Below are 12,179 nucleotides of genomic sequence, written 5' to 3'. Positions count from 1 at the left end.
CTGTGCGAGGGTTCCGACACCGGCTGTGAGGTCTCACGGCAGAGGGCTCCCGCCCCGGCGATCGCCGGGGCGGGAGCCCTCACGCATGACGGGACGCGGCCCGGATCAGGTCGATCCCTCCACGTAGCTGGGGTCGTGCTTGATCGTGCTCGTCGTCCCGTTGGGGACGGCGCCGTTGATCGCCCAGGCGAGACCGGCCAGTCCGATGAGGTTCGAGCTCTGGTCGATCCACCCCGCCGTCTTCGTCCAGATGTTGGTGATACCCGGCAACTGCTTCAGGATGTCCGGTGTCTTCCACACGCCACCGGGGATGTTCTTCAGCAGGTTCGCGACCAGGTCGCCCGGGTTCTTGAACCCGGTGAACGACTTGATGGTGGGGATCACGCTCTTGATGTTGATCTGGATCGCCTTGAGATCGCTCGTGACGGTCTTGAGGGTGTTCGCGATCCCGCCCAGATTGGCGATCTTGATCAGGCCGATGCCGCCGAGCACCAGCCCCAGGCCGCTGAGGACCATGTCGAGCACATCCCACTCGCCCGACTGAATACTGTCGACGATGTTCATGATGAAGGGGATGGCGGCGGTGACCAGACTGGCGATCGTCAGGATGAGCCCCAGGCCCTGCAATCCGGGGATGAGCATGGCGATGATGCCCAGGGCGGCGCTGATGAAGCCGAGCACCTTCTTGAAGATGTCCTTGATCTTCTCCCACAGGCTCTTGCCCGGGACCGCCTCGCTCGTCGCGTCGTCCAGGGCGCGGGCCGCCGTCGAGGCGTCCGTCTCGCGCAGCTCCCGCGCGTCCTCGGCGAGCATGCGGGCGGCATCGAGATCCCGCTGGGCGCTGTCGGCGTCCCCCTGCGCCGCGGACTGGTCGTTCCGGGCATTCTCCATGGCCTGCCGCGCACTGCGCCGGGCCGCCTCGTCGTCCGGCGGGGGCGGATCCGCCGCGTCCAGGCCGCTGATCACGGACCCCGCCGCGGCGGCGGCATCGGTGGCCCGCTGCAGCCGCTCCTTGGCGTCCCGTCCTTCGACCAGGGCGTTGTCGGCCTTGCGCTGATGGTCCCCCAGCTGGTCGGCGTAGGTGTCCAGCGCGCGGGCCGCCTTGTCGTACGAACTGTGCAGCTTCTCCACCTGATTGGCCAGGTCCCCGAGCTTGTGCCGGAGTTTGTCCATGGCCTTGCCCTCGCCGAGCTGGCTGTTCTTCAGACCGCTGACGATGGGGAGCGCCTGGTCCGCGTCGCCGGCGACGGCCCGGTACTGGCCCGCGAGCTTCCCGAGCATCTCCGCATCGCCCGGCGTCGGGTCGTCCGAGAACCCGAAGACCGTCTCCCAGTCGGACACCGCTGGCCGCGCCATTGCCGCGCCCTCACTTTCCGTTCTCGTCCGTGCCCTGCGGGCTCTGTGCGACCGGCACAGCTGTGCCCTTGCTCTCGACTTCCACGAAGCGCAGCGTCCCCGCGATGGCGTCGAACACCTCGAAGAACTGGTCCTTGAGCTCCACATTGGGCGTGGAGCTGGAGACCAGCAGGTATTCCCGGCGGTCCGGGATCGGGAACAGCGTGTGCAGCAGCGCCGTACGCACCGGCGTGCCCTTGTAGTCGATGTCCTCGATCGAGGCGATCCGCCCGACCGGTCCGACGTCCGGAAGCTCCAGCAGATCCACCTCGCGCGGCGGGTACCCGCTGCTCTGCGGGTCCCCGGCCTGCATGCTCGCCCCGAACAGCACCTCGGCCAGATCCGCCGACTGGTCCTCCGGCACGGGCATCCGCAGCACGACGGACGTGGCGCTGAGCATCGCGTCCCCGCCGGGGAACCTGACCATCCCCGCCGCCTGGAGCGCCCCCCGGGCGTAGGCCTCGCGGGCGGTCCGGCGGGTGTCGCGGATCAGGCCGTCGAGCCGCTCGCGGGAGAGCTGCGGAACCCCCTTCGCCTGGTGCTCGATACGGCGGCGGATGGACGCGTCCCGGGTGCTCGGGTCGAGGTCCAGATACCACCAGGAGCCGGGGTAGCGCAGCTTGTAGTGCGCGGGCGCCCCCGTAGCCCGGTCCGTGACCGGATGCGTCATGACGCATGTCCCTTCTGCCAGCAGGCTCTCGTCAGGTCTTCTTGGAGTCGTCGAGCGTCTTGACGGTCTCGTCGTCCGTCTGCGTGAAGGCGTCGGAGATCTTCTTCGTGTTCTCGGAGAAGACCTTCACGTTGTCCTGCACCTTCTCGTGGCCCTTGCCCCATGCGTCGTCGAAGTCGGCGAGGGAGTCGGCGAGCGTCGAATCGCCCACATCGTCCTTCGATCCGACGTCGCTGAGCCGCGCGGTGTTGTTGATCCGCTCCCCGATGTCCTCAAGTGACTTGACCGTCTCGTTCAGGTCCTCAAGGGGGACGCTGATACGGGTCATCGGTTCCTCCTCTCCGGCCGCCGTCCGGTCCCGCCGCAGAAGGGCGGGACCGGACACAAGGGCACGTCAGCCGATGGAGCCGGACGTCTGGTCGTCGGTGTCGACGAACGCGTCGGCGACCTGCTTGATGAACTCGCTGACGCCCTGCAGGCCCTCGATCGCCTTATCGGTACCGTTCTTGTACTCCTCCCAGAACGGGCGGAACTTGGTCTCGGAGCCCGGCGTCGCGTAGGCCGCCTCGACCATCTCGTCCATCTTGGTGTTGGCCTCGTGGAGGCTCTGCTGCATCAGTTCCTTCTGGTGCTGCAGCCAGGTCGACGCCTCCCGCATCTCTTCCGGGCTGATCTTGATGTTGCCGCCGGGCATGTCGGTTCCTTCTCTCGTTTCGGGTCGCCGCGGTCGCTGAGCCGCGCACACCGGGCTGTACGGGGCACCCGGCGGGGCGGTTCATGTCTGTTGCGGAACAGTGACGAAAGTGGCGGGCCAACGCCCTGATCAGGCCTGCGACGAGACCCCCATGGCCCGCAACAGCCCATCCCGGCAGCGGAGTGACGTTCCCTCACCGAACCACGAGGGGCTGCGCGCCGATCTGCGGGCCAAGCGGGACCTGCTGAGCGGCGGGCTCGCCGAGGCCGGTTTCGAGGTCTACCGCCCGTCCGTGACGTACTTCGTCACCACCGGCATCCGCCCCCTCGGCGAGAGCGACGACTTCGCCTTCTGCCGGGCGCTGCCGGAACGGTGCGGGGTCGTCGCCATCCCGAACGCGGTCTTCTACGACCACCGGGAGCAGGGCGCGCCGTTCGTACGGTTCGCCTTCTGCAAGCGTGACGACGTGCTGGCCAAGCCGGTGTCCCGGGCTCAAGCGGCTGTAGCCCAAGGGCCGCCCCGCCGTGAAAAAACCCGGCCCGGGACGGCGGTCATGGAGACCGCCGTCCCGGGCCGGGCTGTCACTGCCGTGCGGGACTCAGGCGTCCGGAGCGGCCTGCTCCGTGCCGTCCGTCTTCTCCTCGGCCGGCGTCAGGCCCAGACGCTCCTGCAGCCACTTGTCGAACTCGATCGAGGCGCGCACCCAGCTGACCGTCGACGAGACGAAGTGCTCCAGGCTGACGCCCGTACCGATGAGCATCTGCGCCTCACCGATGAGACGGACCGAGACCTCGGTCTCCTCCGAGCCCTCCTCGGGCTCGTGGGTGTGCGTGTAGACCTTGGGCCACAGGGTGCGGCGGTTCCAGTCGTCGATCGCGTCGAGGAGGACCGGACGCTGGTCCGCGGCGTGCGGGCGGTCGTAGAACGTACGGACCGAGAAGACCTGCTGCTCGTCCTCGCCGCGGAACATGAAGTACGTGCGGAAGTCCTCCCACGGCGCCGCGAGGTCGCCCTCGTCGTCGACGACGTACTTCAGCTCCATCTGCTCGAGGAGCTGCTTGACGAGGTCCTGGTCAGGGACAACGGGGCCCTCGGCTCCTGCCGCCTGCGGTTCGGGCTGGCCCCCGAAATTAGGAATCGAGGAAGGATCGATAGACATCGCTGGGTACTCCTGTGGATCGCACGTGGTTTCCTTCCGTCGACCCTAGCCGCGTTTGACGGCCAGTAGGTCTACGCCCTCCGGGGAATCGTCCCCGCATCGGCTTCCCGCGCCCGCGACCAGGCAACGGCGACAGGGATCGCACACAGCACTCCGAGGAGTCCGGACGCACCGATGGTGTCCGCCGACGACCCGGACAGCTCCGCTGCCAGGCCACCCAAGGCGACACCGATCCCCTGCATGGCGATCAGCCCCGACCTGGCGAGCCCCAGCGCCTGGCCACGCTGGCCGGCCGGGGTCAGGAGCACGAAGGTGGCTCCGGCGGTGATCTGATAGGCGGAGCACACCCCCGACGCCATCAACACGAGCACGGCCACACCTACGCCGGGACCGAGCCAGTAGATGAGCAGCGGCAGATTCGCGCCGACCGCCAACGGCCCGAGCAGGCGGCGCCGCCACTCGTCCCCGACCCGAGCCCGCCCCAGAAGAGCCGCACCCAGCACCATTCCCGCCGGATGCGCGGCGAGCAGGAGTCCCACCGAGGCGGCGCCCCCGCCGACCTCGTCCGCGAAGGGGGCTGCCAGCCCCTCCGGCAGGACGACGAACCCCGCGAGCCACCCCAGCGCGACCAGCGACCGCAGCCTGCGATCCGACCAGATCAGTGCGGCCGCACTCCCGACCTGAGCCCCGAGCCGCGGCTTCCGCTCGTCGGCACCTGCCGCGGGACGGGCCTTTACGCCGAACCTGACCAGGGTCGCCGAGAGAAGGAAAGTCACCGCGTTCACACCCAGGGACAGGTGACTGCCCAGCCATACGACCAGCACACCCCCACCGGCGAAACCGACCAGCTGTCCGGCCTGGTGAGTGATCAGCATGACTCGCTGGCCCCGCTCGTATCTCTGCTCGCCGAGCACAGTCGGCAGCAGTGCGCCCTGCGCAGCGCCGAAGGGTGCCTCGGCCAGCTGCGCCAGCACCAGCAGCCCGGCCAGCAGCGGCAACGGCGTCCCGGGCAGGGCCATCAGCGCGACCAGCACCGCCCGCACCAGGTCGCATCCGATCATGACCGTACGCCGGGGGAAACGGTCCGCCAGGCCGGACAGGAGCACCCCGGACAGCAGAGCGGGCAAGGTGGTCAGCGCATACGTCGCCGCGGTCCATCCGGCCGAGTCGGTGCGTTCGAACACCAGCAACGACAGGGCCACGCGTGCCAGCTGGTCACCCAGGATCGACTGGGCATAAGCGGCCCAGAGGGTACGAAATTCGCTGAGGTGAATGAGATTGTCGCGTCTGGGCTTTTTCGGACCCGGACCTATCTCATCGCTTGTCCGCTCGACCATGCGGGCACGCTACCGGCTGCCGAATTCGGTCTCTAACCCTCCTTGTGAGCAGGTCACGAAAGGCGGCCCGAGGTGTCCTGATTATTCACGCGACCCCGGGTGGGCGCTGCGGGCGCCCGAGCAGGAGTCCCGTGTCAGGGGCGGGCGGGTGCGACCCGGGCGGAGCAGGGTGACGTGATCCCGCACCTCGACGCGGCGTGGGACGTTTGGCTCAATATCGATGTTGAACACCGGACCACCCATGACGACGGAGGATTTTCCGCTCTCCGGAAATCACCGCAATTCTTCCTCAATTGCACTGCGGCGCAGACGACGAGTCCCCGGCCGGGACGCGTGGTCTTCCGGCCGGGGACATGACGTCGAACAGCTCGTACGCCGTCTACAGGATCTACAAGGTCTTCCCCGAGGTCGCGGGGCCGACGAGCAGGCCGTCCCCGACCCGGTCCACCCGGACGGTGTCCCCGTCCTTGACCTCGCCCGCGAGGATCTCCTTCGCGAGCCGGTCGCCGATCGCCGTCTGGATGAGGCGGCGCAGCGGCCGTGCTCCATAGGCCGGGTCGTTGCCCTCCTCGGCCAGCCAGGCCAGGGCCTCCGGCGTGACGTCCAGGGTGAGCCTGCGCTCGGCCAGACGCCCCGCGAGCCGGTCGATCTGGAGCTTCGCGATGTGCGAGAGCTCGTCGCCGGACAGGGCGGAGAAGACCACCAGGTCGTCGAGCCGGTTGAGGAACTCCGGCTTGAACGAGGCCCGTACGACCTCCAGGACCTGTTCCTTCTTCACCTCGGGCTCGGTCAGCGGATCCATCAGGAACTGGCTGCCGAGGTTGGAGGTCAGGATCAGGATGGTGTTGCGGAAGTCCACCGTCCGGCCCTGTCCGTCGGTGAGCCGGCCGTCGTCGAGGACCTGGAGCAGGATGTCGAAGACCTCGGGGTGGGCCTTCTCGACCTCGTCCAGCAGGACGACGCTGTACGGGCGGCGGCGGACCGCCTCCGTGAGCTGGCCGCCCTCCTCGTAGCCGACGTAGCCGGGCGGGGCGCCGACGAGACGCGCCACGCTGTGCTTCTCGCTGTACTCGCTCATGTCGATGCGGACCATGGCCCGCTCGTCGTCGAACAGGAAGTCGGCGAGCGCCTTCGCGAGTTCCGTCTTACCGACACCGGTCGGGCCGAGGAAGAGGAACGAACCGGTGGGCCGGTCGGGGTCGGCGATTCCGGCGCGGGTACGGCGTACCGCGTCCGACACCGCCCGTACGGCCTCGGTCTGCCCGATGAGGCGCTTGCCGAGCTCGTCCTCCATGCGGAGCAGCTTCTGGGTCTCGCCCTCCAGCAGGCGGCCGGCCGGGATGCCGGTCCAGGAGCCGACGACGTCGGCGATGTCGTCCGGGCCGACCTCCTCCTTCACCATCGTGTCCTTGGCGGCCTCCTGCTCGGCCTCGGTCGCCTCCGCCAGCTCCCGCTCCAGGCCGGGGATCTCCCCGTACAGCAGCTTGGAAGCGGTGTCGAAGTCGCCGTCGCGCTGGGCGCGTTCGGCCTGGCCGTGCAGTTCGTCGAGGCGTTCCTTCAGTTCACCGACGCGGTTGAGTCCCTGCTTCTCCTTCTCCCAGCGGGCGGTGAGGCCGCGCAGCTCCTCCTCCTTGTCGGCGAGGTCGCGGCGGAGCTTCTCCAGACGCTGCCTGGAGCCGGGGTCGGTCTCGTTCTTGAGGGCCAGCTCCTCCATGTGGAGGCGGTCGACGGCGCGCTGGAGTTCGTCGATCTCGACAGGCGAGGAGTCGATCTCCATGCGCAGCCGGGACGCCGACTCGTCGACCAGGTCGATGGCCTTGTCGGGGAGGAAGCGGGAGGTGATGTAGCGGTCGGACAGGGTCGCGGCGGCCACCAGCGCGGAGTCCGCGATGGAGACCTTGTGGTGGGCCTCGTAACGGCCCTTGAGGCCGCGCAGGATCGCGATGGTGTCCTCGACGCTCGGCTCCGCCACCAGCACCTGCTGGAAGCGGCGTTCCAGGGCGGCGTCCTTCTCGATCCGCTCGCGGTACTCGTCGAGCGTCGTCGCGCCGACCATGCGGAGCTCGCCGCGGGCCAGCATCGGCTTGAGCATGTTGCCCGCGTCCATGGCGGAGTCGCCGCCGGCGCCTGCGCCGACGACGGTGTGCAGCTCGTCGATGAAGGTGATGATCTGCCCGTCGCTCTCCTTGATCTCGGAGAGGACGGTCTTCAGCCGTTCCTCGAACTCACCGCGGTATTTGGCGCCCGCGACCATCGCGCCGAGGTCGAGCGAGACGAGCCGCTTGTTCCGCAGGGACTCGGGGACGTCACCCTTGACGATGCGCTGGGCGAGCCCCTCGACGACGGCGGTCTTGCCGACGCCGGGCTCGCCGATGAGTACGGGGTTGTTCTTCGTACGCCGCGACAGGACCTGGACCACACGCCGGATCTCCTGGTCACGTCCGATGACCGGGTCGAGCTTGCCGTCCCTGGCGGCGGCCGTGAAGTCCGTACCGAACTTCTCCAGGGCCTTGTACTGACCCTCCGGGTCGGGTGTGGTCACCCGGCGCCCTCCCCTGCTCTTCTCGAACGCGTCCAGCAGCCTCTTCGCACTGGCCCCCTGAGCGCTCAGGATCTCACCGGCGCGGCCGCCCTCGGCGGCGATCCCGATCAGCAGGTGCTCGGTGGAGAGGTAGTCGTCGCCGAGCTCCTTCGCGCGCTGCGCGGCGTCCGCGATGACGGCGAGCAGCTCGCGGTTGGGCTGCGGAGGGGCGACGGTCGACCCGGTGACGCTGGGCTCCGCGCCCAGGAGCCGCTCCGTCTCGGTGCGTACGGCGATCTGGTCGGCCTCGACGGCGGCGAGCAGGTCGATGATGTTCGCGTTGTCCTCGCCCGCGAGCAGCGCGAGCAGCAGATGCCCGGGGGTCAGATCGGGGTGTCCGTCCTTCACGGCCCTGCTGGTGGCCGCGTTGATGGCATCCCGGCTCTTGTTGGTCAGCTCGGCGTCCACGTGCGCTCTCTCCTCCTTGCGGTGACTGGTCTCTCCACATCACTGACTAGATCAACGTGCACAAAGTTGAGTCTATTCCACTCAAGCTAGCTGAGTCACCTCTTCCGGAGTGCTCTCCCGGGTGCGATTCCGAGTCAACCGGCCGGAGAGAACCTCCGCCACCGCAGGGGCGGGCCGCGGATGCGCACTCCCTACCCTGTTCCCCATGGCAGTCGACGTGACGAATCCGAGCCCCGAGTACCTCGCGTTCTGGCGCGAGTACCACCTGTGCACCCTGACCACACCCCGCCCCGACGGCACGCCGCACGTGGTGCCGGTGGGCGTGACGTACGACCCCGAGGCCGGGCTCGCCCGCGTCATCACCAACAAGGGCAGTCAGAAGGTCGCCAACATCCTGGCCGCGGGCCCGGCCGGCGCCCGGGTCGCGGCCTGCCAGGTCGACCGCGGCCGCTGGGCAACACTGGAGGGTCGCGCGACGGTACGCACGGAACCGGACGTGATCGCCGACGCGGTACGCCGCTACGCGGAACGCTACGAACGCACACCGGCACCCAACCCGGACCGCGTCGTCATCGAGATCACCCTGGACCGGGCGCTCGGCAGGGCGTGAGCAGGACTGCGGGCTTCCGGGGCTTCCGGGGCAGCACAACGGCGCCATCGTGTTCAGGTCACGATGGCGCCGTTGTGTGGGGGAGTGCCGAGCGACATGTAACGACGGGGGATCGCTCAGGCACTGCGGGGGGTGGCGGAAATAGTCTCTGGCTCGAACAGCTGGTGGTCCCGCCGGTCGAGGTTGACGAAAATCATGTCGTACCGAATCGCGCAGCGAACGGGCTGCGGGGCTCCACGCGGCTTGCGGAGGCACCGGTAGGCACGTACTTCGTCGTCTTCTTCACGTGCGACAACGATGGGGTCGCCGAACAGAGTGACCATCAGCGAGTCGCCACAGCGGGGGATGGCAGTGACGAGATCGATGAAATGCCAGCCTGATCGGTAGGCCGTGGCCATTTCCCGCCGGAAGGTCCGGTCGTCCGGCGGGATGGTCATGCGCCCTGATGGGTCGGTTCGGACCAGGCGATGTCACCGGGCTCGACTGCCGCGTCGACGCTCCATGCAATGTCGCCCGGCGCCGACGCCTGAGTGGACCACGCGATGTCACCCGGCGCAGACGCCTGAATGGACCAGGCAATGTCGCCCGGCGCAGACGCCTGAGTGGACCACGCGATGTCACCCGGCGCAGACGCCTGAATGGACCAGGCGATGTCGCCCGGCGCAGACGCCTGAGTGGACCACGCGATGTCACCCGGCGCAGACGCCTGAGTGGACCAGGCGATGTCGTCCGGCGAGGATGCTGCCCCGCTGCTCCAGGCGATGTCGCTGGCGCCCAGTACCCCGAGTCCCAGGGCCGCGACGAACGAGGCGGCAAGCGCCGAGCGAAGCATTCGCTTATACATAGTCGGCTTCGTCCTCACTTGTGGATTCTTCTCCCCCGCACCTAAGACGATGTCTCACCTGGGCACACGAACACCACCGAGTCGATGCATCATGTTCCTGCATGTTCAGGAACCTGGGGGGTGGAGAATATGGTCACAAGCGATACAAAGCCGACACATCCTCATGGGATCACCGAGCTGTGCGAAGCGGGAGTCCGCCTCTACGCCAGCGCTTTGCGCTCGGGACGTATCGCCCGAAGCGAGGTGGAACCGGCGCCCTGCCTCATGGACTTCGCCCTGCTGCACCCCGACCCCGACGACCCCGACTGGCTGCGGCCCGTCCCACCGTCCGCCGCTCTGGCGAAACGCCTGCACCCCATAGAACGCGAAATCCAGGAGCGCCGACGGCATTCGGTCCTGCTTGCCGAGTCCTTCGAGCCGTTCATGGACATCAGCGCACAGGACCCGCCGACCACCCACGCGATCACCGTGCTGGAGGGCTTCAACCGCATCAACGCGGCACTCGATCTCGCCACGGCGGAGTGCCGCTCCGAAGTCCTCACCGTCCAGCCCGGCGGCGGCCGTAGCGAAGACCGCCTCAGCGAAGCCCTGCAAAGGGGCCTCTCCGTGGTGGACCGCGGTGTCAGCATTCGCACTCTCTATCAGCACACGGTGCGTCACAGCCCCGGCACCCTGGCCTACGCCGAGCGGATGGCCGACGACAACGTGGAGATCCGGACGCTTGAGGAGCTCATAGAGCGACTCATCGTCTTCGACCGCACGGTCGCGTTCATACCCGCCCAGGACGACCGCCAAGTCGCCCTGGAACTGCGCCATCCCGGGCTGGTCGAGTATCTCGTCAAGGTATTCGAGCAGCTCTGGACCCGTGCGGCTCCACTCCTGGAAGAGGTCAAGTACGACCCGACCCCCAAGGGAATCAGTGGCGTCCAGCGCTCCATCGCCCAACTCCTCGTAGATGGATATGTCGACGACTCGATCGCCCGGCGCCTCGGCATGAACGTCCGCACCTGCCGCGCGCACGTCGCCAAACTGTCCGCCGTCCTCGGCAGCAACAGCCGGGCGCAACTCGGCTACCTGATAGCCCGGTCAGGGATTCTTGAACAGGATCCGGGCTGAAGGGGCCGCAATCGCAATACGGGGGAGAACGACCGCGGCCCCCTGCACCGGAGAGGTTCATCACCAGGCACGACGAGCGTCCCTCCCCCACTACGTCTGGGCATCGGCGTCCGCACCCGCCGCGCGCACATCTCCCGGCTCATGCGGATGCTCAACGCCTCCGGCCGGACTCAACCCGGCGCCCTCATCGTCCAGTCGGGGACGGCCGAGGAAGTGCCTCGCCGACCGCCCGTCACCAACCAGAGCGGCACCACAGCCGTCTGCGTCCTCGACGAGCCCGTCGTCCCGGGGCAGGTGTACGACCTGGCGGGCGGCCGGCGCGGTCCGTGCGACGAGTGCGGCGTTGTACGAGCGGTTCGACTACTCGGTCGACCAGTTCTCCGACGAGGTGTACGAACAGGCCCTCTCGGGGAGGCCGTTCGTCCAGGGCACCGGCGCCGACCTCAGGGCCACACCCGTCCCCGCGGCCCTGCGCCCCGAGGACCGCACGGGTACACCGGCCACCGTCACGCGCTGGATTCCGTCCCACGTCCACCGGCCGCTCTGGTCCGCCCCGAGCCCTGTCAGCCCCTCCTCGGTGAGCAGCACGCCGGGGCCGGGTTCGTTCGGTGGGGCGCCTATGTGGGCCGCTGTGCCGGTGATCCAGAAGAGGCCGACCATGGACATGCGTGACTCCCGACTGCGCCACCGGGCGGATCGCCCCGGCCCGGTGCTCCGGAACGAGCGGGGACGGTGACAGACCCCCGCCCCATTGTCGCGAGCGTGATCGAACATGGGCCGGGTTCCGGCCGGAGCCCGGGGGCGTACACAGGGCGGCGGGCGCACGGCGAAGGGCCGGGGGCCGACCCGTAGGTCGACTCCCCGGCCCTGAACGAAACGAATCGTGAGCGAATCGTCCGGCCCGACGGCCGGACCCGCTCAGTCCTTCGGCCGTTTCGGCCGCCAGACCACCAACGCGCTGGTCTGCTGCACATCCTGATACGGCACCAGATCGCGCCGGTACGAGGCATGAACCTGGGCCTCGCGCTGCTGCATCGCCACCGCCGCGCCGTCCACCGCCGCCGAGAGCTCGGCGACGCGCTGCTGGAGGGCGGCGACCTGGTTCTCCAGTTCGATGATGCGCTTGATGCCGGCGAGGTTGATGCCCTCGTCCTGCGACAGCTGCTGCACGGTGCGCAGCAGCTCGATGTCGCGGGCCGAGTAGCGCCTGCCGCGCCCGGCCGTACGGTCGGGGGAGACCAGGCCGAGGCGGTCGTACTGGCGCAGCGTCTGCGGATGCAGGCCCGAGAGCTGGGCCGCGATCGAGATCACGTACACCGGTGACTCATCGGTCAGTTCGTACGGATTGCGTCGTCGGCCGTCCAC

13 protein-coding genes and 1 pseudogene are annotated in these 12,179 nt (G+C 68.6%); 3 read left to right on the top strand and 11 right to left on the bottom strand.

The window, feature by feature from the left end; translation table 11 throughout:
* Positions 1-105: 105 nt before the first annotated feature.
* The 4 genes from OG609_RS21850 to OG609_RS21835 all read right to left on the bottom strand — a co-directional run bounded on the left by OG609_RS21850 (position 106) and on the right by OG609_RS21835 (position 2,759).
* A complete protein-coding gene (locus tag OG609_RS21850; protein ID WP_327274359.1) occupies positions 106-1,356 on the bottom strand; it encodes a hypothetical protein in 1,251 nt (416 codons plus the stop codon).
* Positions 1,357-1,366: 10 nt separating this feature from the next.
* On the bottom strand, positions 1,367-2,065 hold the full coding sequence (locus tag OG609_RS21845; protein WP_327274358.1) for a hypothetical protein: 699 nt from the start codon (positions 2,063-2,065) through the stop codon (positions 1,367-1,369).
* 31 nt (positions 2,066-2,096) lie between these two features.
* A complete protein-coding gene (locus tag OG609_RS21840) occupies positions 2,097-2,393 on the bottom strand; it encodes a hypothetical protein (RefSeq protein WP_327274357.1) in 297 nt (98 codons plus the stop codon).
* 66 nt (positions 2,394-2,459) lie between these two features.
* The gene (locus OG609_RS21835) at positions 2,460-2,759 is read right to left on the bottom strand and encodes a WXG100 family type VII secretion target (protein WP_327274356.1); all 300 of its coding nucleotides are present in this window, start codon (positions 2,757-2,759) and stop codon (positions 2,460-2,462) included.
* Positions 2,760-2,970: 211 nt separating this feature from the next.
* Here OG609_RS21835 and OG609_RS21830 point away from each other — a divergent pair.
* A pseudogene (locus OG609_RS21830) lies at positions 2,971-3,249 on the top strand (aminotransferase class I/II-fold pyridoxal phosphate-dependent enzyme); the annotation flags it as partial.
* Between the two features lie 108 nt (positions 3,250-3,357).
* On the opposite strand, the gene OG609_RS21825 reads toward OG609_RS21830, so the two are convergent.
* The 3 genes from OG609_RS21825 to clpB all read right to left on the bottom strand — a co-directional run bounded on the left by OG609_RS21825 (position 3,358) and on the right by clpB (position 8,244).
* A complete protein-coding gene (locus tag OG609_RS21825) occupies positions 3,358-3,918 on the bottom strand; it encodes a YbjN domain-containing protein (RefSeq protein WP_327274355.1) in 561 nt (186 codons plus the stop codon).
* A 71-nt stretch (positions 3,919-3,989) separates the two neighbouring features.
* Positions 3,990-5,255 carry an MFS transporter gene (locus OG609_RS21820; protein ID WP_327274354.1) on the bottom strand — a complete coding sequence of 422 codons (1,266 nt, stop codon included), beginning with the start codon at positions 5,253-5,255 and terminating at the stop codon, positions 3,990-3,992.
* Positions 5,256-5,643: 388 nt separating this feature from the next.
* A complete protein-coding gene (gene clpB, locus OG609_RS21815) occupies positions 5,644-8,244 on the bottom strand; it encodes an ATP-dependent chaperone ClpB (protein ID WP_327274353.1) in 2,601 nt (866 codons plus the stop codon).
* A gap of 205 nt (positions 8,245-8,449) precedes the next feature.
* On the opposite strand from clpB, the gene OG609_RS21810 reads away from it, so the two are divergent.
* The gene (locus OG609_RS21810; RefSeq protein ID WP_327274352.1) at positions 8,450-8,854 is read left to right on the top strand and encodes a pyridoxamine 5'-phosphate oxidase family protein; all 405 of its coding nucleotides are present in this window, start codon (positions 8,450-8,452) and stop codon (positions 8,852-8,854) included.
* A gap of 116 nt (positions 8,855-8,970) precedes the next feature.
* Here OG609_RS21810 and OG609_RS21805 read toward each other — a convergent pair whose 3' ends face one another.
* Both OG609_RS21805 and OG609_RS21800 read right to left on the bottom strand, forming a co-directional pair.
* Positions 8,971-9,291 carry a (2Fe-2S)-binding protein gene (locus OG609_RS21805; RefSeq protein ID WP_093899390.1) on the bottom strand — a complete coding sequence of 107 codons (321 nt, stop codon included), beginning with the start codon at positions 9,289-9,291 and terminating at the stop codon, positions 8,971-8,973.
* A complete protein-coding gene (locus OG609_RS21800) occupies positions 9,288-9,698 on the bottom strand; it encodes a 5'-nucleotidase (protein ID WP_327274351.1) in 411 nt (136 codons plus the stop codon). The genes OG609_RS21805 and OG609_RS21800 overlap by 4 nt, the downstream gene beginning before the upstream one ends.
* Before the next feature lie 129 nt (positions 9,699-9,827).
* Here OG609_RS21800 and OG609_RS21795 point away from each other — a divergent pair, with 129 nt between their 5' ends.
* The gene (locus OG609_RS21795; protein WP_327274350.1) at positions 9,828-10,814 is read left to right on the top strand and encodes a helix-turn-helix transcriptional regulator; all 987 of its coding nucleotides are present in this window, start codon (positions 9,828-9,830) and stop codon (positions 10,812-10,814) included.
* Between the two features lie 360 nt (positions 10,815-11,174).
* Here the strand turns inward: OG609_RS21795 and OG609_RS21790 are convergent, their stop codons facing one another.
* Both OG609_RS21790 and OG609_RS21785 read right to left on the bottom strand, forming a co-directional pair.
* On the bottom strand, positions 11,175-11,480 hold the full coding sequence (locus tag OG609_RS21790; RefSeq protein ID WP_327274349.1) for a hypothetical protein: 306 nt from the start codon (positions 11,478-11,480) through the stop codon (positions 11,175-11,177).
* A 252-nt stretch (positions 11,481-11,732) separates the two neighbouring features.
* Positions 11,733-12,179 (bottom strand): heat shock protein transcriptional repressor HspR, encoded by a 447-nt coding sequence (locus OG609_RS21785; protein WP_093899393.1) that lies wholly within the window; start codon positions 12,177-12,179, stop codon positions 11,733-11,735.

The sequence above is a fragment of the Streptomyces sp. NBC_01224 genome, from assembly GCF_036002945.1.
Taxonomy (GTDB): Bacteria; Actinomycetota; Actinomycetes; order Streptomycetales; family Streptomycetaceae; genus Streptomyces.
The sequence above is the reverse complement of the archived record's forward strand: the minus strand, read 5'-3'. Positions and strand labels throughout refer to the sequence as shown.

Coding starts and splice junctions, on each gene's coding strand:
- OG609_RS21850 (WP_327274359.1), bottom strand. CDS start 1,356: ATGGCGCGGCCAGCGGTGTCCGACTGGGAGACGGTCTTCGGGTTCTCG.
- OG609_RS21845 (WP_327274358.1), bottom strand. CDS start 2,065: ATGACGCATCCGGTCACGGACCGGGCTACGGGGGCGCCCGCGCACTAC.
- OG609_RS21840 (WP_327274357.1), bottom strand. CDS start 2,393: ATGACCCGTATCAGCGTCCCCCTTGAGGACCTGAACGAGACGGTCAAG.
- OG609_RS21835 (WP_327274356.1), bottom strand. CDS start 2,759: ATGCCCGGCGGCAACATCAAGATCAGCCCGGAAGAGATGCGGGAGGCG.
- OG609_RS21825 (WP_327274355.1), bottom strand. CDS start 3,918: ATGTCTATCGATCCTTCCTCGATTCCTAATTTCGGGGGCCAGCCCGAA.
- OG609_RS21820 (WP_327274354.1), bottom strand. CDS start 5,255: ATGGTCGAGCGGACAAGCGATGAGATAGGTCCGGGTCCGAAAAAGCCC.
- OG609_RS21810 (WP_327274352.1), top strand. CDS start 8,450: ATGGCAGTCGACGTGACGAATCCGAGCCCCGAGTACCTCGCGTTCTGG.
- OG609_RS21805 (WP_093899390.1), bottom strand. CDS start 9,291: ATGACCATCCCGCCGGACGACCGGACCTTCCGGCGGGAAATGGCCACG.
- OG609_RS21800 (WP_327274351.1), bottom strand. CDS start 9,698: ATGTATAAGCGAATGCTTCGCTCGGCGCTTGCCGCCTCGTTCGTCGCG.
- OG609_RS21795 (WP_327274350.1), top strand. CDS start 9,828: ATGGTCACAAGCGATACAAAGCCGACACATCCTCATGGGATCACCGAG.
- OG609_RS21790 (WP_327274349.1), bottom strand. CDS start 11,480: ATGTCCATGGTCGGCCTCTTCTGGATCACCGGCACAGCGGCCCACATA.